This window comes from Mycobacterium spongiae, from assembly GCF_018278905.1.
GTDB classification, from domain to species: Bacteria; Actinomycetota; Actinomycetes; order Mycobacteriales; family Mycobacteriaceae; genus Mycobacterium; species Mycobacterium spongiae.
On sequence record NZ_CP046600.1, the window covers coordinates 3,524,183 to 3,544,607 of the forward strand.

Consider the following 20,425-nt stretch of genomic DNA (forward strand, 5'->3'; position numbering starts at 1 on the left):
GCAACCTGCAGAAACGATTCCAGCGCCTCTCGACCGCCGATAGCCAGTGCGCCTACGATACGTCAGTGGCCACCCTGGAGAATCTCGACGCACGTCTGTGTGCCCTAGACAAAGCCCTCAAAGAATTGCTCGAGGCGATCAGAGTAGTCGAGGCTACTCAGCGCGTGTTTGCTGACGCGATGCGGGAGTTCGCTATGACAAGAACCACGGCCGAAGACACCAATGCGCGTATTCGCTCGATTCAAGAACGCACCGACGCGATCAACAACCACCTCATCAAGGTCTCCGACAGCTGACACCACCTGGCACCACACCGCCACCCGACCGTGTACTTGGGTATCCTCCGAGCAACTCGCAACGCGCGAGAGATAGGCGGGAGACAGTGGTGAGGGGCGATGGCGATGAGCAATGAGGGTTCTGGTCGGGTTGCTACCCGCACCTGGTTGGCATGGGTGCTGACGGGATCTCTGGTTGTACTGTTCGCGGCCTCCTGCTGGCTGCTGTACCAAGCGGCAGACAATGCACACGTCAGCGAGACCCTGTGGGGCCGCTACGTCTATATCTTCGGCGCCCTCGAGGCCATCGTCTTCACGGCAATCGGATGGGTCTTTGGCAGGGAGGTCCACCGCACTGCGGCGGAGGTGGCCAACCAGGATGCCGCCAGGGCGCGCGCGGAGGTCGACAGGCTCCGCGAGCAAGCCGCTGCGGCCGCAGACCAAGCGGAGAAGGGACGCGCGCTGGCAGAGGCGGTCAAGGCTTCGATCAGCGCACTGGGCGGCATCGAGGGCATCGGGGGTGCCCACCCGCAGGTTGGCTCGACGCCGTCGCAGCTCATTTCGCTCACCCAGATGGCCGAGAAGCTGTTCCCCTAACCCGCGCGCACGGCGCCGGCGTTCCAGTCACGCCAGACTCCCTCATGGCGGCGCCCGCCAACGCGGGACGGGCGCGCTGTTCTATCGTGGCGACTATGGTGGATTCGACGGCGGATTCGATGGTGGATTCGATCGCCACGATGACTGGTCCCGATGACTGACTCCCCGATACACGAGAAGCTCGCGGTATCCGTCCGGCGGTTGATCGACGCAACGATCCGCACCGAGGTGAGCTCCGAAGTCGTCGCCGCGGCTACCAGCGAGATCGACAGCGTGACAGGCCAACTCGGCGCCGCTCTGATGCCTGGATCCTTCGGTGAACGAGCGGTCGCCAACGGGGCGAACCCGGTTTCGGGCAATGTCGTTGTCGGAGCGCGCAACCCGTCGGCTCCCCCGCTGGCGATCCAGCACGAAAGCGACGGATCGGTGTGGACGGAGTTCACTCTGGGTGCGGCGTACGAAGGCCCCCCGGGGTTCGTGCACGGCGGTGTTATCGCCATGATCCTCGACCACGTGCTCGGCGCGCCCGCCCACAAACCGGGACGGCCCGCATACACGGGGACGTTGACAGTGCGCTACCACCGAGCGACGCCTCTGCAGCGACCGCTGCGAGCCGAAGCCCGCATCCAGACCGTCGAGGGAGTGAAGAACTTCACGGTGGGCACCATCAGCGACGTCGACGGCACGACAGTGTCGGCCGAAGGAGTATTCATTCATCGGCGCTAGCCACCGTCGCGATGCCCTCAAGACAGCGGGCGATGAGCGCGACCTGATCACCGCACAGCACGGGGCCGACTGGTGTGCCCGCGCTCCGCCTGTTGAACAAATCAACTGTTTTATTTATGTTTTGAACAAATTGTCTGATATGTTGATGGCGCCGCAGAGGGCGGCACCCCGTGAGCACGGGAGAAAGGGGCCGTCATGGCGTCCACGGCACTGCAAGAGTCTCAGCTTCCGGCCGAACAGTGGCGCGACCGAAAGCGATACCTCTGGCTGGTGGGCCTGGTGCTGCCCATCTCATTGCCGATGAGCGTCGCGCTGGCGTGGGCCTTCGGCAAACTCGGGTTCAGCGCTGTCACCCCGGCGCTGTGGTGGGTCGGACCGATCCTGCTCTACGTGTTGCTACCGATCCTGGACCTGTTCTTCGGCCCCGACGGCCACAACCCGCCCGATGAGGTGATGGAACGCCTGGAGAACGACAAATACTACCGCTACTGCACGTACGCGTTCATTCCCTTGCAAATGGTCAGCTTGGTTCTCGCGTGCTACCTGTGGACGGCCGACAATCTGAGCTGGCTTGGCATCGATGGCGGCCTGGGCATCGTCAGCAAGATCGGGCTGACGATCACCATCGGCGTTGTGGGCGGAGTGGGGATCAACACCGCCCACGAGCTGGGGCACAAGCGCGAAGACCTCGAGCGGTGGCTGTCCAAAATCACCCTGGCCCAGACCTTGTACGGACACTTCTATATCGAGCACAACCGCGGCCACCACGTCCGCGTCGCCACTCCGGAGGACCCGGCCAGCGCTCGATTCGGAGAAAGCTTCTGGATGTTTCTGCCGCGCAGCATGTTCGGCTCGCTGAAGTCTGCGTGGGAGTTGGAAAAGACCCGTATGCAGCGGATCAATAAGACCACCTGGAGCCTTCACAACGACGTCCTCAACGCCTGGATCATGTCGATCGTCCTGTTCGGCGCGCTGACTGCGGTTTTCGGATGGCAGGTCCTGCCGTTTCTCATCATCCAAGCTTTGTACGGCGCGTCACTGCTGGAGTCCGTCAACTACCTCGAACACTACGGTCTGTTGCGGCAACGCACCGAATCCGGACGCTACGAACGGTGTGCACCGGTGCACAGCTGGAATTCCGACCACATCGTGACCAACATCTTCCTTTACCATCTGCAGCGGCACAGTGACCATCACGCCAATCCCCTGCGCCGCTACCAGACGCTGCGCAGCATGGACGGTGCCCCCAACCTGCCCAGCGGATACGCCACGTTGATCACCTTGACCTACCTTCCCCCGCTGTGGCGAAAGGTGATGGACCACCGCGTGATTGAGCACTACGGCGGGGACATCACCGCGGTCAATATCGACCCGCGCAAGCGCGACCAGATCCTCGCCCGGTACGGAGCCCGATAATGGCCGATCCCCGGCGGGCAACTACGTCTACGATGAGGCCAGCGGCGTCGGCGAGAAAGCCGACTTCGAACCCCAGGAGGCCTGACGTGACAACCGATTTCAAGCTCTACCGCTGCATGCAGTGTGGGTTCGAGTACGACGAGGCGCAGGGCTGGCCCGAAGACGGTATCGCCCCGGGAACCCGCTGGGACGATATCCCCGACGACTGGAGCTGCCCCGATTGTGGTGCGGCCAAGTCGGACTTTGAAATGGTCGAAGTCAGCCGGGCCTAGAGACCACGCCAAGAACCACTCGAAGGTCCACGAGAAGCCCACTGCGGCCCGACCACCGAAAGCACCGCCATGCGCACTAATCTCGCCTACATGGTCGAGTCCCAACCCTTGCGAAACCGCAACCCGTATCAAAGCACCGCGTTGAGTCTGATGCACGACGGGGTGTTGAACGCGCTGCACGGGTTGCTTCTCGAGCGGAAGTGGTCGTCGATCACCATGGCGGACGTGGCGACAGCGGCGGGCATCAGCAGAGGCACCCTGTACAACGAGTTCCGCTCGCGCCGCGGCCTGGCTCGCAGCTATGCCCTTCGATTGACCGACATCATCGTCACCGGAATGCGAACGGCGATCAACGACCACTACCAGGACGGCTACGGGGCGATGCGAACCGTGTTTCGCCAATTCTTCGACCGGGTGCACAACGATCCACTCGCACAAGTGCTGCCAACCGAGAACGCTCCCAACGACATTCTCCGGCTGATCACGGTGGATAGTCAGTTTCTGGTAGATCATGCCGTCGAGCAATTGTCGGCGACCTTCCAGCACAGCTGGGTGAACGCCAGCCGGTACGACGCCGAAGTGATGGGCCAGGCCGTGGTTCGGTCCGCGCTCAGCTTTCTCGCCCTACCGCCGAGCGATTCCGACGACGCCGCACGGGGGATGGCCCACCTCCTCGCGCCCTACATCGAAGCCATCAGCACCCGGAGCTGATCCGCCCACACCGCGCTGTCTGCACTGTCTGCGCGATGGGGATCCTCCTCGACGATGAACTTCAGCTCAGCTGGGGCAGGACAGCGGTGGCGAGCAGCTCTAGCTGCGCGATGTCGGAAATGTCCAGCAGCCACGCATAGATGCGTCGCACGCCGAGGTCTGACCACTGTCCGCAACGGTCGACGACCTCCGCCGGGGTGCCCGCCAGGGCGCTCCCGGCGGGCACTTCGATGCCCAGGCGGCCCATTGCGTCGGCGCGACGAGCGATCTCGCCGTCATTGCGGCCGATGCACAGCGCGAACACCGCCGAATAGACCATCGACTCGGCGCGCCGTCCCGAGGCGGCGACCGCCTCGGCCACTCTCTGCAGCTGTGGACCGGCCGCACCGGGTGGCGTGAGTCCCGGAAGGTTGAACTCGTTGGCAAACCGCGCCGCCAGCGCGGGTGTGCGCCTGGCCCCAAGACCTCCGATGATGATCGGCGGGCGCGGGCGCTGAGCCGGCTTGGGCAACGCGGGGCTGTCTGTGAGCTCGTAGTAGGCGCCCCGATAGTTGAACGTGGTACCGATTGGGGTGCCCCACAGGCCGGTGACGACCTCGAGCTGCTCGGTGAGCCGGTCGAATCGCTCACCTAGTGGCGGGAACGGGATCCCGTATGCCCGATGTTCGGCCTCCAACCAGCCTGCTCCGATGCCGAGTTCGACACGGCCACCACTCATCTCGTCGACTTGGGCGGTGGAGATGGCCAAGGGACCCGGATACCTGAATGTCGCCGACGTGACCATGGTGCCGAGTCGGATTGTTGTCGTCTCGCGGGCGATGGCGGCAAGCGTCACCCAGGAATCGGTGGGTCCGGGCAGTCCGTCGCCCTTGATGGGCAGGTAGTGATCAGAGCGGAAGAACGCTGAGAATCCCAGCTTCTCTGCGGCTTGCGCGACAGCAAGCTGGTCGGCGTAGGACGCTCCCAGCTCGGGTTCCACCACGACGCGAAACTCCACAGTGGCAGTCTGCCAGAACCTCCGGGCGATGTGGCGGTCGTCGCCCACACTCGCCATCGCCGAAACCGTTTCAGTACCGTGGCAGGAATGAAGTACCTGGACGCCGAGGGAATCGGCAAAGTCAGTCGAATCGGTCTCGGCACTTGGCAGTTCGGCTCGCGTGAGTGGGGCTACGGGGACCGGTACGCCTTTGGGGCGGCCCGCGATATCGTGCACCGCGCCCGCGCCCTGGGAGTCACCTTGTTCGACACCGCCGAGCTCTACGGGTTCGGCAAGAGCGAGCGGATCCTGGGCGACGCGCTCGGCAACGAACGCGCCGAGGTCGCCGTGGCCAGCAAAATCTTCCCCGTTGCGCCGTTTCCTGCAGTGATCAAACACCGCGAACGCGCCAGTGCGCGGCGGTTGCAGCTCGACCGCATCCCGCTGTACCAGGTTCACCAGCCCAACCCGGTAGTCCCCGATTCGGTGATCATGCCGGGAATGCGCGACTTGCTCGACAGCGGCGCCATCGGCGCGGCCGGCGTTTCGAACTATTCACTCACCCGATGGCGAAAGGCCGACACAGCTCTCGGACGTCCGGTAATCAGCAACCAGGTTCATTTCTCGCTCGCTCATCCAGGTGCGCTCGAGGATCTGGTGCCGTTCGCCGAGCGCGAGAACCGTATCGTGATCGCCTACAGCCCGCTGGCGCAGGGACTGCTAGGTGGCAAGTACGGACTCCACAACCGTCCTGGCGGCGTTCGCGCGCTCAACCCGTTATTCGGCACCGAGAACCTGCGCCGGATCGAACCCCTGCTGCAGACATTGCGCACAGTCGCCGCCGATGTCGACGCCAAACCCGCACAGGTGGCGCTCGCTTGGCTGATCAGCCTGCCGGGTGTGGTCGCCATCCCCGGTGCTTCCAGCGTTGAACAGCTGGAGTTCAACGTCGCGGCCACCGACATCGAGCTGAGCACGCAAGCCCGCGACGCCCTGACCGCGGCGGCCCGCGCCTTCCGGCCGGTGTCGGCGGGGCGCGTCCTTACCGACACGCTCCGATCCCGGGTGCGCCCGAACGGCGGGCCGTAAACGGGGATGGGCGGGTTCCGGAGCCGAGTATGCGTCGGCTACCGACGGCTTGGGCGTCCTCGAGGGCGTTCTAGAGGCCCGCGTTGCGGGCCAGGTCAATGGCGTATTGGTTCACGAACATGCCCGCGCCCGGGTCCCCGCGGCCGCAGGAACCGTCGGATTCCCCGGGACGCTTGATCCACAGGTAGGCGTCGGCATGCGCGCCGCCGGTAGCCGTGGTGGGCGGCGTGCCCAGCGCTCGGCCGCTGGGGTTACACCAGCTGAGCGCGCTGTCGGGCGCTGGTCCGGCACCGTTGCGCGACGTGTCGACGACGTAGTGGGCGCCGTTGGTGAGCCCCGAAACGGCCTCGCCGTAGCCGATTTCCTCATCGGTGGTAAAAAAGTTCGCCGTGTTGACGCTGAAACCCCTCGCGTGGTCCAGACCGATCTCGTTGAGGCGGGCGGCGAGTTCACCGGCGCTCAACCAGCGCGAGTGGCCGCCGTCGAGGTAGACGGCCGCCGCCGGATCGCGGGCGAGGGTATCCACGGCGTAGCGCAACAGGCCGAAGCGTTCTTGCCGCTGATCGGGCGACAGGCAGTCGGCCATGGCGACCGCGTCGGGCTCGACGATGACCGCCGCCGGCAAGGAACCCAAGCCGGATGCGACGCTGTCGATCCATTGCCGGTAGCTCGCCGCCGACCCGAACCCGCCCGATGCGAAGCTGCCGCAGTCGCGATGTGGGATGCCGTACAGCGTCAGCACCGGCATGGCGCCGGCGGCCTGTGCCGCGCCCGCGTACCTCGACACGGTGCCGGCGACAGAACCAGCGGGAAATGCCTGGTCAATCCAGTACGCCTGTGGCGTATTGGCGACGGCGTCCAGCTGAGGATTCGGCGGATCGGCGCTATGCGCCGCATTCATGGCCGAGGAGATGGGGTCGACATAGAACGGTTGGCCGGCTAACGGGTTGGCCGCGTCGGCCAGGCGCACCGCCGGGGCGGGACCGTTCTGCACCGGGTCGGCTGACAAACCGATGGCGAAGACGGTCGCAACCGCCAGAAAAGGAGAGATCCACCGCGCGACCGCGCTAGCAGCTGAGGACATCACGCGGAAAGCATACAGATCCACTACTAGGTGTTCAGGGGGACGCCTGAACCGATCGCCGGGAGCCGCTCCCGTCCTGGTGTCTACGCCGATCTGGCCGTGGCTGCTATCAGGGTGTGCTGCCGACACCTTTGCCGCGGGTGCGGCGGTGGTATCGGATCAGTGCGGGCGCAGACTTGAGTTGGTCCCATAAGGCGAGCCAGCCCCCGCGTTGCAATGATCGCCGCGCTGGGCCGGGCTTGGGCGGCGACACCTTATGCCCGCGATCGGGGGCGCTGCCCTGGTCGAGGAACTGTCGGATCGCCGGTGGGTGCGTCCAGATGTTGAGGTACTCGACGATGCCGCTGGGGTCGACGACGAAGGTGCAGTTGGGCATGCTTCCCAGCGCGCGATGCAACGTTCCGTCGAGGTCATCGATGAGGATTTCGCGCCGCTCGCCTTCGCGTTGCAGGTCGCGGGCGCAGCCGGTCTTGTCGGCGAGGTTGCGGTGTGGACCCCGACGTTCGCCGGGGTGGGCCTCACGCACGTAGAGTACCAGGAACGCCACGTCTGGATGTGCTGCCGCGATCGCGTTCATCGGCACGATTGTCGACACATGAGGTCCGCACGTCGAGGACCCTGTTTGAAGGACAAACGGGCGCCCGGCATAGTCGGCCAGTGACCGCGGTCGCCCATCAATCGTCGTCAGCGCGAAGGGCGGAAACGCCTCGCCGACGCGCGGGCCCTGCTAGTCGCCCAGGGGATAGTACTTGGGGTCGAAGCGGTCGTAATTGTAAGTCGCAGTTGTTGTTTGGGACATGTCAGCCTTCCTCAGGTGGACGGTTATCGGCTGTGGTCGGCGGCCAGCGCACGCGTGTAGGTGTCGACGATGACGGCGATGTAGGCGGCGTGGTCGTGGTGGGTGGGCGGGCGGTCGAGCACATGTGATAGAAGCGCATGAACCTGCAGCGAGCCAAGCAAGCCGAGCGCCACCGCTTCGTGGTCAACGTCGCGGATCAGTCCGCGCTGGGTGCAACGGCCAAGCCACGCTGCCAGAGTCCGGATTCCGAGAACCGGGGCCGGCGGTGACCCGTCGGGTGGTGCGAGCAGGTCACCGATCGAGACCGTGCTCCAGCGCAGCGCGACGTAATCCTGGGATAGGCGGGCGAAGAACTCCGCTGCGGCGGTGGCGAATTCGGAAAGCTGATCGGCGAAGGGGCGGTCGTCGGGTCCGTTGATCAATACGGCGAACACCGGCGGTGGTGACGGTGGGCGTAGCGCGTCGGTGAGCAGCCGATCGCGGCTGCCGAATCGTTTGAGGATGGCCTGACCGGAGACCCCGAGCTGTGCACCGATCGCATCGGTGGACACCGATGGACCGTGCGTGCGGATCATCGATCGGGTCACGTCGAGGATCTCGTCATCGGAGACGCTGCGCGGACGCGGTGACATCAGCCCAGGGCGGTCGGCAGCGTCGAGGCCGTGACGGCGCGCAGTTGTTCGCGACGAGACGGCCGACCACGCCAGGCGATCACACCGTCGGGCCGTACCAACACCGAGGTCGGCCGGTGCGCACGGTATACGCGGTGGGCCACACCACCACGATCCCATACGCAGAGCTGCTGCTGACCCTCGCCGGACGTTCCCGGGCTGGATGCCCGGCGGATCACGACGACGTCGATGCTGGCGTGGAGGAGTTCGCGATGGTCGGTCTGATCGCGCGCGCCACCGTCGAAGCACAGTAGGACGTGCCGGGGCGAGCGCAGGAGGTCGTGCAATCGCATCGTCGAGTCGCCACATTGCAGCGGTGCATCGGGGGCACGCTGGCCAGCACTGGGTTCGCCACCGAGGCGCGCGTGCGGCGATATCGCAGCCGTGGGTCCCGGCAGGGCGGTGCGCGGATAGGACACCGACAGCATCGTCAGGGCTTCGAGCACCCTGAGCCGAATAGGCCGGACGCGGGTCACCAGCTTCAGCATCCGTTTTCGCGCCGCGCGCAGCATCCTGGACTTGGAGGAGACCAACACGGCGTTGCGGCGGGTCTGGGCAAGCATGTGGGCCGCGACCGGCCGACGCTCTGCGTCGTAGCTGTCGAGCAGCGCCTCAGGTGCGCCTCGGCGGACGGCATCAAGTTTCCACACCAGGTTGAACGCGTCGTGCATACCGGCATTCATGCCCTGCCCGCCGACGGGAGAGTGCACGTGCGCAGCGTCGCCGGCCAGCAGCACGCGGCCTTTCCGGTATGCGCCGGCAAGACGGCTCTGGAACTGAAACGGCGCGATCCACCGCGGGTCGGAGAAGTGCGCCCGGCTCCCGACGCGGGCGCTCCACAGCGCCTCGATCGCGGCGAGATCGATCAGCGAAACATCGTGGGGACGAAGCGCATCCGTGTCTAGGGGCGTGGCCAACCGAAACAGCCCGGGTTCGGGCAGCGGGAGGACCGCGGTGGCACCGGCGTCCGACAGGAACAGGTTTATCCGGTTGGCGTCGAGGGCCGTGTCCATGTGCAGGTCTGCGACCAGAAACCACTGCGGGAACGGCTCACCGTCGAACCCAACGCCCAGCTGTTGGCGCACGCTCGAGTGCGCACCGTCGCAGCCTAAGACCCACGACACCGTCGTTTGCTCGCGTCGGCCGTCGGGGTGGGCAAGTTCGACCTCGACGCGGTCGCCCCGGTCACGAAGCGCCGCTAGCCGCACACCCCACTCCACCCCGCCACCGTCAGCGTGCACGCGGTCGAGCAGCACCCGCTCGGTAGCGTCCTGACCCAACGACAACGCGAACGGGTAGTGCGTCGCCAGACCCGCGAACGATAGGTCAGCGATCACCTCTCCGCGGTCATGAAAGCGAAAGCCACCGATCTCAACACCCACATCAACCAGGCGGGCGCTGATATCGAGGCGCTCGAGCAACTCCAGCGTCCGGGCATGAATGCCGATGGCTTTGGACGTCGTTGACAGACCTGACGCCGCATCGACCACGCGCACTGCGACACCACGTCGCCCCAGCTCCGCGGCCGCCGTCAAGCCGACCGGACCCGCACCGACGATCAAGATTCGGTCGCTGCCGTCCATAAGTTGGTAGTCTACAACCAACTTATGGCGCTGGGTAGCGCCCTGCAGCGAGCGAGCGGCTACACCGTGCGCGCGAGGCGGTCGGCGACCAGCTCGGCGAAGCGCGCGGGATCCTCGAGTGCACCGCCTTCGGCAAGAAGGGCCGTGCCGTAGAGCAATTCTGCGGACTCATTCAGCCGGGCCTTGTCCTCATCATCCGGGTTGTCCTGCTGCGCTTGGCGCAGGGCAGTGATGAGCGGATGGCTCGGATTGAGTTCGAGGATCCGTTTGCCGACCGGCACGTTCTGTCCCGAAGCCTGGTAGATGCGCGCGAGCGCCGGGGTCATCCCTAAGGCGTCGGTGATCAGGCAAGCCGGCGACTCGGTAAGCCGGGTGGACAACCGCACTTCCTTGACATGGTCGCTCAGCGTCTCCGCCAACCAGGTCAGCAGGTCGGCGAATTCTTTCTGCTGCTCCTCGCGCTCGGCATCGCTTTTCTCCTCGTCGGAGTCGAGGTCCACCTCGCCCTTGGCGACCGATTTCAACGGCTTGCCGTCGAACTCGGTCACCATGCCGGTCCAGACCTCGTCGACCGGGTCGGTGAGCAGCAATACTTCATAGCCTTTGGTCTTGAACGCTTCGAGGTGCGGCGACTTCAGCAGTTGCTGGCGCGTCTCGCCGGTGGCGTAGAAGATGTCGCTCTGGCCGTCTTTCATGCGCTCGACGTAGTCGGCCAGGGTGGTTGGTTCGTCGTCGCTATGCGTCGAGGCGAACGAGGCAATCTCCAGCAGGCTGCCCTGGTTGTCGAGGTCCGACATCAGGCCTTCCTTGAGGACCCGGCCGAATTGGGTCCAGAACTTCTGGTAATCGTCGGGCCGCTCGGACTGCAGATCTTTGATCGTGGAAAGCACCTTCTTGGTCAGCCGGCGACGGATTGCGTTGATTTGCCGATCCTGCTGCAGGATTTCGCGAGAGACGTTGAGCGACATGTCCTGGGCGTCGACGACCCCTTTGACGAAACGCAGGTACTCGGGCATGAGCTGGTCGCAGTCGCCCATGATGAAGACGCGCTTGACATACAGCTGAACCCCAGTCTTGGCATCCTGGTTGAACAGGTCGAAAGGCGCATGCGACGGGATAAAGAGCAGCGCCTGGTATTCAAAGGTGCCCTCGGCCTTCATCGCGATGATCTCGAGTGGGTCGTCCCAAGCGTGCGCGATGTGCTTGTAGAACTCCTTGTACTCCTCGTCGGTGACCTCATCTCTAGCCTTCGCCCACAAGGCCTTCATCGAGTTGAGGGTCTCCGTCTCGATAGTGACGACCTCGTCGCCACCCTCTTCGGGAGCCGGAGTGCGCCGCTCAACCTCCATGCGAATAGGCCACGCGATGAAGTCGGAATACTTCTTGACGAGATTGCGAATCGTCCATTCCGTGGTGTAGTCGTGCAGCTCGTCCTCGGCGTCCTCGGGCTTGAGATGCAGGGTGACCGACGTTCCCTGCGGAGCCCCCTCAACGGACTCAATGGTGTAGGTGCCCTCACCGCTGGACTCCCACTTGGTGGCTTCGCTCTCGCCGGCCTTGCGGGTCAGGAGCTCGATCTTGTCGGCGACCATGAACGACGAATAGAAGCCGATGCCGAACTGACCGATCAGCTCCTCGGAGGCCGCTGCATTCTTCGCCTCCCGCAACTTCTGCCGCAGTTCGGCGGTGCCCGATTTTGCCAGGGTGCCGATGAGGTCGACGACCTCCGCGCGCGTCATCCCGATGCCATTGTCACGAACGGTCAACGTCCGCGTGCCCTTGTCCACCTCGATCTCGATATGCAGATCCGACGTGTCCACGGTGTCGGCATCGAGATCCTTGTTCCGCAGCGCTTCGATCCGAAGCTTGTCCAGCGCATCCGAGGCGTTCGAGATCAACTCGCGCAGAAATGCGTCCTTGTTCGAGTAAACCGAGTGGACCATCAGATCCAGCAGTTGACGAGCCTCAGCCTGAAACTCCAGCTGCTCGACATGGGTGTTCATGTGACATTCCTTCCGACAAATCGCGACTCGAATCTAGCGATACCGAATCCGGGACTGTGCCAGGGGTGGTCACCCAATTGACGGCCCGGGCTGGTGGCATTCGCCAGACCAGCTGGCTGGTCGGTCCGGCTAGGCCGTATCGCGCGCAAGCCCGTAGAGGGTGCGATCGTGGGCGCAGACGATCAGCAGGTCTGGGTCCCGACGCTGGTGAAGCTCAACGATTCGCGCCTGGTTGTCGTACATTTGTTTGCGGTTGAACGACAGCAGATCTTGCTGAGCCTGGACGAAGAAGGGCACTCGGTGGCGCCTGTCCAGGGTGCCGAGATGATCGAAGGCGTCACCGCAGTGCAAGACCCAGCGGTGACCGGCGTCAACGGCGACCGCGGCGTGCCCACGGGTGTGACCGGGCATCGGCACCAACACCACGCCGTCGCCGATGGCGTCGAGGGGTTTGGCAGCGACGAATCCACGCCACGATTCCCCACCGGGACCGTGCTCCACCAGCTTGGGACCGTGTGCCCATTGGGTACGGCGATAGCGAACGCGCTCGCGGATCGAGGGAGCGTGGATGGCGCCGCGGGCTTCGGCGGCAGTGACATGGATGTCCGCGTCGGGGAAGTCGGCGATCCCGCCGATATGGTCGAAATCACAATGCGTCAGCACGATGTGGCGCACATCGGACGCGCGGTACCCCAGCTGTTCGATTTGGTATTGCGCAGTTTCGGTGGGCAGCAATGCCGGCCGGAGGAAGTGGCGGACCGGTCCTAGCCGAGCGGGATCGAGGCAGTCCCGGGCGCCGTAACCGGTGTCGACCAAGGCCAGCCCGTCGTCGGTCTCCAGCAGCAACACGTGGCAGATCAAGCCGACACCGGGCACGTTCATCGTGCCGCAGTTGAGGTGGTGGACTTTCACCGCCCCGTTCCGTCTCGTCCCGAGATACCCACGGTGTCAGGCTGCCGCATCGTCTCCAAGTCCGCATCCTTACCGGAGTAGCTGGTGGCCCACGGCGCCAATCCGCGCCGTCGACCACGTCAACTCTATCCACCGAACCCATGGGACCTGTCCCGTGGCCTGATGACCAGCACCCGAGCAATCTGCGCCGTGCCCGTTCGCGGCGAAGGAGCTCGGGCAATTTCGCCGGGCACGGGCGGCCGCCGCTCGCTACCATCGCCATGTGAGTGTTTTACGGAACCGCCGATTTCTCCCTGGGGGTGCCGCTGCAGTTCTGCTGGCCGCGGTGCTGCTGATTGCTCCCGTCACGATCAACGCCGGTGCCCCCGGCTCCGTTGCACCGGCCCGGGCGGCTTGCCCCGATGCCGAGGTCATCTTCGCCCGCGGGCGCACGGAACCGCCCGGGATCGGGGCCGTTGGCAATGCGTTCGTCAGTGCGCTGCGGTCGAAGGTCCCGAAGAACATCGGGGTCTACGCGGTGCAGTACCCGGCGGACACGGAGATCGATCAGGGCGCCAACGACATGAGCGCCCATATCCAGAGCATGGCGGGTAGTTGCCCGGACACGCGTTTGGTGCCGGGCGGCTACTCGCTCGGCGCGGCGGTCACCGACATCGTTGTGGCGGTCCCGACCCAGGTGTGGGGTTTCACCAATCCCCTGCCGCCGGGTAGCGACGAGCACATCGCCGCGATCGTGTTGTTCGGCAACGGAAGTCAATGGGTAGGCCCCATCACCGCCTTTAATCCGCGCTACAACGACCGGACCATTGAGCTCTGCCACGGCGCAGACCCCATTTGCAACCCGGCAGACCCGAACACTTGGGAGGACAACTGGCCACAGCACTTGGCCGGCGAATACATCTCGTCCGGGATGGTCAACCAGGCTGCTGACTTCGTCGCCGGAAAGCTGCAGTAGCGACTCGCCCAAATTCTCGTGCACCGGCGGTTTCTCAGTCACCGGCGGTCGCCGGGTTCGCGACAACCGATGACCTGGATGAGAACGTTCTCATCCAGCTATCATCTTCAGCAAAGCGCTGCCGTGAACGCTAGATCACATGCGGACACCGTTGATGATTGCAGTGGCAGTGGTTGCCGTCGCCGGGCTTGGCGCGGCGGCGGGTCTGAGCCTGTCGTCGTCCAGGGACGCCGAACCGCTGGCACCGATCGTCGTTGACGCCCCAGATTGGACACCGCCGGACACACCGCCGGCGTCACTGTGGGAGGCGTCGGGGATCCCGCATCCGCCGCCGCCGGAGAATCTTGACGGCATTTGTCCTCGCGCTGCCGCTGGCGATCAGGCACGATGACGATGAGCCAGACGACTTCCACGACGACTGAGGACGTGAAGCCGGTTGAAACCGTGCGCCACCGCGTTGAATTGCGTCGGGAGTGTGGTCTGGAGACGACAGTGAGCACCACCAACAGCGGTGTACGACGGTTGTGGCACCGGATCGCTCCGTCGGCGGCGCGGACCCGAATCATGGGTATGGTGCTTCTCTTGGTCATGGCGGCACTGGTCATCGTCACCTTCGTGACATGGCGTTTGCTCGTGTCGGTCATCGACGCGCGGATGGACCGAGCGCTCCGACTCGAGGTCGAGGAGTTCGCGGAGCTCACGGCACCCGGGATCAATCCCCGCACCGGACACCCGTTCACCAGCGTCGAACAGATGATCAGCGAGGCGATCGCGTACAACATCGCGCGGCCCAACGAGAAGTTCCTCGGCTACGTAGACGGCAAGTACCGCACCCAAAGCAGGCAGCAACCGGGATACCCGGAGGTGCTCGCGAAGGACGACACGTTCACCAGCCTCGTTGGCTCGGTCACCAAACCGACCGAGGGCCAGTACCGACAGCCCGAGATCGGCGAGGTCCGCTATCTCGCGATCCCGGTCAAGCTCGCGGGCGACCCGTCACGCGGCGTGATCGTCGCCGCCTATCTCGGCGACGCGGAACGCGCCGACGCCAACGGGGCCGCCCGACTGATGCTGGTGGCCGGTGGGCTCACGCTACTGGGCGCGACGGCGGCGGCGTGGCTGGTAGCCGGCCGAATCCTGCGGCCGCTACGCGACGTCACGGAGACCGCGCGGCGCATCACCGACTCCGACCTTTCGCAACGCATACCCACCGGCGCGTACCACAAGGGTGACGAGCTCGATGACTTGGTCCACACGGTCAACGGAATGCTCGATCGCGTGGAGTCCGGGGTATTGGCGCAGCGCCGCTTCATCGATGACGCCGGCCACGAACTACGCACACCGATCACCATCGTGCGCGGCCACCTCGAAGTGCTCGACCCCAACGATCCCGACGATATTCGAGCCACGGCCGCCCTGCTCGACGACGAGTTGGTGCGAATGAATCGGATGGTGTCGGATCTGCTGTTGCTGGCCCGCTCCGTACAACCGTCGTTCGTGCAACCTCGGCCCGTCTACGTGGCGGCCCTGACCCGTGAGGTGTTCGAGAAAGTTACCCAACTCGGTGACCGTGACTTCAGCCTGCAGTCGGTGGCCGAAGTGGACGCCGTGCTGGATCCGCAACGGATCACCCAAGCCTTGGTGGCGCTGGCCGACAACGCGTGCCATTACACCAAAGACGGCGACCAAATCGGCATTGGTTCTGCGGTGATGGGCGAATGGTTGTGGTTCTGGGTATCAGACTCCGGGCCCGGGGTCAGCGCGGAGGACCGAGCGCGGATTTTCGAGCGCTTCGCCCGGGGCACGGCCGGTGGCCATCGCTCCGATGGGGCCGGACTCGGACTGAGCATCGTACAAGCCATCGCTAAGGCGCACGACGGGCACGTCGAGCTTGACAGCACGCCCGGCAGTGGCGCCACCTTCATCGTCGTCGTGCCCGTCGGCAAGGGAGAATCATGTCACGCATCCTGATTGCCGAAGATGAGCCGCGAATCTCCGCGTTCATCGAGAAAGGGCTGTCTGCCAATGGATACGCGGTCACGGTGGTGACAGACGGACCATCGGCCTACGACTACGCAACGACGGGCGATTTCGATCTGATGATCCTTGACATTGGGCTGCCTGAGGTAGACGGCTTCGCGGTGCTAAGCAAGCTGCGCGCGGCGAACCACTCAATTCCGGTCATCATCCTCACCGCTCGCGACAGCGTCCAGGACACGGTTGCCGGCCTGGAAGGCGGTGCCGACGACTACATGCCCAAGCCGTTCCGGTTCGAGGAGCTGCTCGCCCGGGTGCGGCTGCGGTTGACCAGCGAGCGCGTAGGGGAGATCACTGTCTTGTCCTACGGCGGTTTGGAACTAGACTTGCGCACCCGACGCGCCAAGGTTGACGATCGCACTGTCGACTTGTCGGCGCGCGAATTCGCACTCGCCGAGACGTTCCTTCGCCATCCAGGCCAAGTGCTTTCCCGCGAACAGCTGCTCAGCCACGTCTGGGGTTTCGACTTCGATCCCGGTTCCAACGTCGTCGATGTTTACGTGCGCTACCTGCGGCGTAAGCTCGGCGGCGAGCGATTCACCACTCTGCGCGGCATGGGATATCGACTCGAAGCACTGTAATGACGAAGCGTCGCCCGCAATCCCGATAGGCTCGCCATAACGCGGCAACCCCACCGACGTGCCCGGACACGGAGACGGTCATGCAACCAGAGCTGAGCACGGGTTGTTGCGTCGCCGGTGGCGGCCCCGCGGGAATGATGCTGGCCTACCTGCTGGCCCGGGCGGGCGTCGAGGTCATCGTGCTGGAAAAGCACGGCGACTTCCTCCGCGATTTCCGCGGCGACACCATCCACCCCTCGACCCTCGAAGTCATGAACGAGCTCGGCCTTTATGACCGGTTGTTGCAGCGACCGCACCAGCCAACCCCGACGCTGAATGTCCGTTTCGGTACGCAGAAGATCACGGTGGTCGACTTCAGCCACTTGCCGGTGCGAGGCAAGTTCGTGGCGATGATGCCGCAATGGGATTTTCTGGATTTTCTCGCGGCAGAGGCGCAGAGCTATCCCTCCTTTCAGCTGATGATGCGGGCCGAGGTCACGAGCTTGGTCGAGGAGAACGGCCGGATTTGCGGCGTCGTCGCCCATACACCCGACGGCGAGAAGAAGATCCGTAGCGACCTGGTGGTTGGTTGCGACGGCCGGACCTCCACCGTCCGTGCTCAGGCGGGCCTGCGCGTGCTGGATATCGGTGCGCCCATGGATGTGCTGTGGTTCAGGATTTCGCGTCTGACCAGCGACCCGGACGAATCGATGGGCAACTTCGGGCAGGGCGCCATCCTCGTGATGATCAATCGCGGCGACTATTGGCAATGCGGCTATGTGATTGCCAAGGGTTCTTTGGCGCAGGTGCGCGAGCGCGGGCTGGAGACGTTCCGCGCCGAGATCGCGAAGGCAGCACCCTTCTTGGGGGGCCGCACCGAGGAAGTCACCGGGTTCGACGATCTACGGCTGTTGACAGTGGGCGTTGACCGCCTCGAGCAATGGCACCGGCCCGGGCTGCTGTGCATCGGCGATGCCGCCCACGCCATGTCACCGATCGGTGGAGTCGGTATCAACCTGGCGATCCAGGACGCGGTGGCTGCGGCCAATCTCCTGGCCAGGCCGTTGCTGCGCCGGCACGTGAGCGACGCCGACCTACACCGCGTGCAACGGCGGCGCGCGGCCCCGACCCGTATCACCCAGGCGGTGCAGGTGTTATTCCAAAAGAACGTCATCACCGCGGTGTTGGGCAGCCTCGACGAGTTCACGGTTCCGCTGCCGGTGCGGCTGATCGCACGGTGGCCCTGGCTGGCCCGCATTCCAGCACGGATGGTCGGCATCGGTTACCGGCCAGAGCATGCCGACCTGGCAGTGATCGACGGGGGTAGCTAGTCGCGGACGCACTCGATGATGATCGCGGGTGGATAGTGCAGGTAGTCGTCCCAATAGTCGCCCTCGTCGCCAGCTGGCGGCGCGGGCGAAAGTTCGGGCGGGTGTACCACGAAATCACGAAATCCTGCATCGCGGAGCGCGGATTCGTATGCGTCGATGGGCAGGTAGTAGTTCTCGATGACGAGCGGGCCGTCATCGAGAAACGCCGTCAGCTCGATGGGTGCTCCGTCGACTGCCTGTTCGGCGAGCGTGATCTGGAAACCGTACTTGCGGTAGTCGGGCACCTGCTCAAACGCGTACAGGTTCGGATTGGTCGTGATCGTGACGAATCGGCCGCCCGGCTTGACGCGGCAGGCCACGCCCCGACACATCCGTGCGAGCTGGTCGCGGTCTCGCGCGTACACCAAGAGATAGGCGGCAACCGCGATATCGAAGTCTTGTTGCGGCACCACGACGGTGGCGTCAGCGACGTGGTAGTCAATGCCTAGTGGTTCGCGGGCCTCCTCGTCGCGAGCAAGGCCGATCATTTTCTCGGAGATATCGAACCCGACAACGGGCGCGGCGCCGGCGCGCCGCAGGATGCGCGTGTAGTCGCCGGAACCGCAAGCGATGTCGATGAGCTTGCGCCCCGCGACATCGCCGATGTGTTTGAGGAACGAGTACGCCTCAATCCTGGAGCGGACCGGCACGTCCTTTGTCTTGCGATACTGTTCGGCGATCTCGCCCTCGTTGTAGTCGATCACCATAGTGTCCTCGGCTCGCGTAGTCCTCGGTTCGCCCCTGATCGCGCAATATACGCCCTATTTCGACGCCTGGTGATGCGAGCACCGACCGGGCCAGGACCGACGTGCGGCAGGATGGCGGTCACCATGACCGACAGCGAGACCCCAGCTACCAGCCGACGCCGCGACGCCCTGCGGCTGGCGCTGTTCACCGGGTTCTTGCTCGGGTTGTTCTACCTGGTTGCCGTGGCACGCGTCGTCGACGTCGAGACAGTGCGGCGCGCCATCGCGGCGACGGGTCCACTGGCGCCGCTGACGTATGTGTTGGTCTCGACCGCGCTCGGCGCGGTGTTCGTGCCGGGCCCCATCCTGGCCGCCGGAAGCGGTGTGTTGTTCGGGCCGGTGCTGGGCACATTCGTCACGCTCGGCGCGACGATAGGCACCGCGGTCGTTGCCAGTCTTCTCGGCCGCCGCGCTGGCCGGGACAGCGCCCGCGCGCTGCTAGGCGCCGATCGCGCCGATCGCCTCGATGCCCAGATCGAACGGCGCGGATTGTGGGCGGTGGTCGGTCAGCGCTTCGTTCCCGGGATCTCGGATGCGCTGGCCTCGTATACCTTCGGCGCGTTCGGGGTTCCGTTGTGGCAGATGGCGGTTGGTTCCTTTATCGGGTCGGCTCCGCGGGCGTTCGTCTACACGGCGCTGGGCGCATCGATCACACAGTTGTCGTCGCCGCTGGCGTACTCGGCGATCGCGGTGTGGTGCGTGACCGCCATCGTGGGGGCCTTCGCTGCCCGACGCTGGTACCGAAAATGGCGCGTGCACTCCAGCACCCCCGAAGCCACGGGTTCGGGCTAGCTTCGTGGGCGACCGAGCACCGGGGTTTGCGCCAAGAAACTGCGGATCGCGTCGAGCATCACCTGTCCATCGAGCAGTTCCCGGTCATTGTGGCCCACACCGGGAACCACGACGTAGCGCTTGGGCTCGGCGGCTGCGTCGACAAGCCGCTCGCTGAGCGCAGGGGGCACGATGTCGTCGGCGCTGCCAGCGATGACCAGCACAGGCGCGGACACTGAGGCGATGCGCTCGATCGAGGGATAGCGGTCCAATAGCAACCGGCGCAGCGGAAGCCACGGGTACTGCACCGCACCGACGTCGGCCAGCGACGTGAACGGAGACCGCAGTACCAGCGCCGCCGGCGGCCGCCGAACGGCGAGCCCGACCGCCACCGCCGCGCCGAGGGATTCACCGAAATAGGCGATTCTCTTGGGGTCGACGTCGATCTGTTCGGCCAGCCAGTCCTGCGCAGCCTCGGCGTCGGCGGCGAGCCCCTCCTCAGAGGGCTTACCCGGGTTACCTCCGTAACCGCGATAGTCAATGAGCAACGCCGACAGGCCCATCTGATTCAGCGCGACCGCCAGCTCCGCGCGCATCGACCGGTCGCCGGCATTGCCGTTGCATACCAGTACCGCGGGTCCACGACCGCCAGAGGTATGCGGGAAATACCAGGCGCCCAAACGCATTCCATCGGAGGTTTCGATCACGACGTCGCGGCCGGCGGGCAGAACAGCCGACGCGGACGGCACCGGACCCGGCGACGGGAAGTAGATCAACCGACGCTGTTGCGACCAGATAAACGCGATGACGCCCGATGCCACCAGCGCGACGATACCGACAACCGTCAACGTGCGAAGCCGCTTTCGCGACAT

The 20,425-nt window shown here is 64.9% G+C and carries 21 protein-coding genes and 1 pseudogene; 13 read left to right on the plus strand and 9 right to left on the minus strand.

Translation table 11 applies throughout. The features are described from left to right. Positions 1-65 precede the first annotated feature (65 nt). The 6 genes from F6B93_RS14295 (at position 66) to F6B93_RS14320 (ending at position 3,997) form a co-directional block, all read left to right on the plus strand. Positions 66-296 (plus strand): hypothetical protein, encoded by a 231-nt coding sequence (locus F6B93_RS14295; RefSeq protein ID WP_211695680.1) that lies wholly within the window; start codon positions 66-68, stop codon positions 294-296. 99 nt (positions 297-395) lie between these two features. Then, the gene (locus tag F6B93_RS14300; protein WP_211695681.1) at positions 396-872 is read left to right on the plus strand and encodes a hypothetical protein; all 477 of its coding nucleotides are present in this window, start codon (positions 396-398) and stop codon (positions 870-872) included. A gap of 153 nt (positions 873-1,025) precedes the next feature. Beyond that, a complete protein-coding gene (locus tag F6B93_RS14305; RefSeq protein WP_211695682.1) occupies positions 1,026-1,598 on the plus strand; it encodes a PaaI family thioesterase in 573 nt (190 codons plus the stop codon). A gap of 195 nt (positions 1,599-1,793) precedes the next feature. Beyond that, positions 1,794-3,014, plus strand: a complete 1,221-nt coding sequence (locus F6B93_RS14310) for an alkane 1-monooxygenase (protein ID WP_211695683.1) — start codon at positions 1,794-1,796, stop codon at positions 3,012-3,014. Positions 3,015-3,130: 116 nt separating this feature from the next. Next, a complete protein-coding gene (locus F6B93_RS14315) occupies positions 3,131-3,286 on the plus strand; it encodes a rubredoxin (protein ID WP_211699499.1) in 156 nt (51 codons plus the stop codon). Between the two features lie 69 nt (positions 3,287-3,355). Next, on the plus strand, positions 3,356-3,997 hold the full coding sequence (locus F6B93_RS14320; RefSeq protein ID WP_211695684.1) for a TetR/AcrR family transcriptional regulator: 642 nt from the start codon (positions 3,356-3,358) through the stop codon (positions 3,995-3,997). 61 nt (positions 3,998-4,058) lie between these two features. Here the strand turns inward: F6B93_RS14320 and F6B93_RS14325 are convergent, their stop codons facing one another. Continuing rightward, a complete protein-coding gene (locus tag F6B93_RS14325) occupies positions 4,059-5,051 on the minus strand; it encodes an LLM class F420-dependent oxidoreductase (RefSeq protein ID WP_246540780.1) in 993 nt (330 codons plus the stop codon). Between the two features lie 30 nt (positions 5,052-5,081). Between F6B93_RS14325 and F6B93_RS14330 the strand changes: the two genes are divergently transcribed. Beyond that, positions 5,082-6,062 (plus strand): aldo/keto reductase, encoded by a 981-nt coding sequence (locus tag F6B93_RS14330; protein ID WP_211695685.1) that lies wholly within the window; start codon positions 5,082-5,084, stop codon positions 6,060-6,062. A 70-nt stretch (positions 6,063-6,132) separates the two neighbouring features. Here F6B93_RS14330 and F6B93_RS14335 read toward each other — a convergent pair whose 3' ends face one another. The 6 genes and pseudogenes from F6B93_RS14335 to F6B93_RS14360 form a co-directional block, all read right to left on the minus strand. Continuing rightward, entirely contained in the window at positions 6,133-7,146 is a 1,014-nt protein-coding gene (locus F6B93_RS14335; protein WP_211695686.1) for a glycoside hydrolase family 6 protein, read from the minus strand. Between the two features lie 109 nt (positions 7,147-7,255). Beyond that, positions 7,256-7,840: pseudogene (locus F6B93_RS14340) on the minus strand (TlpA family protein disulfide reductase); the annotation flags it as partial. Between the two features lie 128 nt (positions 7,841-7,968). Then, on the minus strand, positions 7,969-8,577 hold the full coding sequence (locus F6B93_RS14345; protein WP_211695687.1) for a TetR/AcrR family transcriptional regulator: 609 nt from the start codon (positions 8,575-8,577) through the stop codon (positions 7,969-7,971). Then, the gene (locus tag F6B93_RS14350; RefSeq protein WP_211695688.1) at positions 8,577-10,199 is read right to left on the minus strand and encodes an FAD-dependent monooxygenase; all 1,623 of its coding nucleotides are present in this window, start codon (positions 10,197-10,199) and stop codon (positions 8,577-8,579) included. Before F6B93_RS14350 ends, F6B93_RS14345 begins: the two co-directional genes overlap by 1 nt. Positions 10,200-10,258: 59 nt before the next feature. Next, positions 10,259-12,202: a molecular chaperone HtpG gene (gene htpG, locus F6B93_RS14355; RefSeq protein ID WP_211695689.1), complete on the minus strand. Its 1,944-nt coding sequence runs from the start codon at positions 12,200-12,202 to the stop codon at positions 10,259-10,261. A 129-nt stretch (positions 12,203-12,331) separates the two neighbouring features. After that, a complete protein-coding gene (locus F6B93_RS14360; protein WP_211695690.1) occupies positions 12,332-13,114 on the minus strand; it encodes an MBL fold metallo-hydrolase in 783 nt (260 codons plus the stop codon). Positions 13,115-13,376: 262 nt separating this feature from the next. Between F6B93_RS14360 and F6B93_RS14365 the strand changes: the two genes are divergently transcribed. From F6B93_RS14365 to F6B93_RS14385, 5 genes are all read left to right on the plus strand, one after another. Beyond that, positions 13,377-14,069, plus strand: coding sequence for a cutinase family protein (locus F6B93_RS14365; protein WP_211695691.1), 693 nt, complete (start codon positions 13,377-13,379; stop codon positions 14,067-14,069). 139 nt (positions 14,070-14,208) lie between these two features. Next, positions 14,209-14,460 (plus strand): hypothetical protein, encoded by a 252-nt coding sequence (locus tag F6B93_RS14370; RefSeq protein ID WP_211695692.1) that lies wholly within the window; start codon positions 14,209-14,211, stop codon positions 14,458-14,460. A gap of 101 nt (positions 14,461-14,561) precedes the next feature. Continuing rightward, positions 14,562-16,040 carry a sensor histidine kinase gene (locus tag F6B93_RS14375; protein ID WP_246540782.1) on the plus strand — a complete coding sequence of 493 codons (1,479 nt, stop codon included), beginning with the start codon at positions 14,562-14,564 and terminating at the stop codon, positions 16,038-16,040. Further along, the gene (locus F6B93_RS14380) at positions 16,025-16,687 is read left to right on the plus strand and encodes a response regulator transcription factor (RefSeq protein WP_211695694.1); all 663 of its coding nucleotides are present in this window, start codon (positions 16,025-16,027) and stop codon (positions 16,685-16,687) included. The genes F6B93_RS14375 and F6B93_RS14380 overlap by 16 nt, the downstream gene beginning before the upstream one ends. An 80-nt stretch (positions 16,688-16,767) precedes the next feature. Continuing rightward, positions 16,768-17,997 carry an FAD-dependent oxidoreductase gene (locus tag F6B93_RS14385; protein WP_211695695.1) on the plus strand — a complete coding sequence of 410 codons (1,230 nt, stop codon included), beginning with the start codon at positions 16,768-16,770 and terminating at the stop codon, positions 17,995-17,997. On the opposite strand, the gene F6B93_RS14390 is transcribed toward F6B93_RS14385, so the two are convergent. Beyond that, a complete protein-coding gene (locus F6B93_RS14390; protein WP_211695696.1) occupies positions 17,994-18,743 on the minus strand; it encodes a class I SAM-dependent methyltransferase in 750 nt (249 codons plus the stop codon). The two genes, F6B93_RS14385 and F6B93_RS14390, sit on opposite strands and share 4 nt — an antisense overlap. A 123-nt stretch (positions 18,744-18,866) precedes the next feature. On the opposite strand from F6B93_RS14390, the gene F6B93_RS14395 reads away from it, so the two are divergent. Then, positions 18,867-19,574 carry a TVP38/TMEM64 family protein gene (locus F6B93_RS14395; RefSeq protein WP_211695697.1) on the plus strand — a complete coding sequence of 236 codons (708 nt, stop codon included), beginning with the start codon at positions 18,867-18,869 and terminating at the stop codon, positions 19,572-19,574. On the opposite strand, the gene F6B93_RS14400 is transcribed toward F6B93_RS14395, so the two are convergent. Then, positions 19,571-20,425, minus strand: coding sequence for an alpha/beta hydrolase (locus tag F6B93_RS14400; protein WP_211695698.1), 855 nt, complete (start codon positions 20,423-20,425; stop codon positions 19,571-19,573). The genes F6B93_RS14395 and F6B93_RS14400 overlap by 4 nt on opposite strands.

Bases quoted from the DNA above. Each gene is read 5' to 3' on its own strand.
- F6B93_RS14300 (WP_211695681.1), top strand. From the start codon at position 396: ATGGCGATGAGCAATGAGGGTTCTGGTCGGGTTGCTACCCGCACCTGG.
- F6B93_RS14305 (WP_211695682.1), top strand. From the start codon at position 1,026: ATGACTGACTCCCCGATACACGAGAAGCTCGCGGTATCCGTCCGGCGG.
- F6B93_RS14310 (WP_211695683.1), top strand. From the start codon at position 1,794: ATGGCGTCCACGGCACTGCAAGAGTCTCAGCTTCCGGCCGAACAGTGG.
- F6B93_RS14315 (WP_211699499.1), top strand. From the start codon at position 3,131: ATGCAGTGTGGGTTCGAGTACGACGAGGCGCAGGGCTGGCCCGAAGAC.
- F6B93_RS14320 (WP_211695684.1), top strand. From the start codon at position 3,356: ATGCGCACTAATCTCGCCTACATGGTCGAGTCCCAACCCTTGCGAAAC.
- F6B93_RS14325 (WP_246540780.1), bottom strand. From the start codon at position 5,051: ATGGCGAGTGTGGGCGACGACCGCCACATCGCCCGGAGGTTCTGGCAG.
- F6B93_RS14330 (WP_211695685.1), top strand. From the start codon at position 5,082: ATGAAGTACCTGGACGCCGAGGGAATCGGCAAAGTCAGTCGAATCGGT.
- F6B93_RS14335 (WP_211695686.1), bottom strand. From the start codon at position 7,146: ATGTCCTCAGCTGCTAGCGCGGTCGCGCGGTGGATCTCTCCTTTTCTG.
- F6B93_RS14345 (WP_211695687.1), bottom strand. From the start codon at position 8,577: ATGTCACCGCGTCCGCGCAGCGTCTCCGATGACGAGATCCTCGACGTG.
- F6B93_RS14350 (WP_211695688.1), bottom strand. From the start codon at position 10,199: ATGGACGGCAGCGACCGAATCTTGATCGTCGGTGCGGGTCCGGTCGGC.
- htpG (WP_211695689.1), bottom strand. From the start codon at position 12,202: ATGAACACCCATGTCGAGCAGCTGGAGTTTCAGGCTGAGGCTCGTCAA.
- F6B93_RS14370 (WP_211695692.1), top strand. From the start codon at position 14,209: ATGCGGACACCGTTGATGATTGCAGTGGCAGTGGTTGCCGTCGCCGGG.
- F6B93_RS14380 (WP_211695694.1), top strand. From the start codon at position 16,025: ATGTCACGCATCCTGATTGCCGAAGATGAGCCGCGAATCTCCGCGTTC.
- F6B93_RS14385 (WP_211695695.1), top strand. From the start codon at position 16,768: ATGCAACCAGAGCTGAGCACGGGTTGTTGCGTCGCCGGTGGCGGCCCC.
- F6B93_RS14390 (WP_211695696.1), bottom strand. From the start codon at position 18,743: ATGGTGATCGACTACAACGAGGGCGAGATCGCCGAACAGTATCGCAAG.
- F6B93_RS14395 (WP_211695697.1), top strand. From the start codon at position 18,867: ATGACCGACAGCGAGACCCCAGCTACCAGCCGACGCCGCGACGCCCTG.
- F6B93_RS14400 (WP_211695698.1), bottom strand. From the start codon at position 20,425: ATGTCGCGAAAGCGGCTTCGCACGTTGACGGTTGTCGGTATCGTCGCG.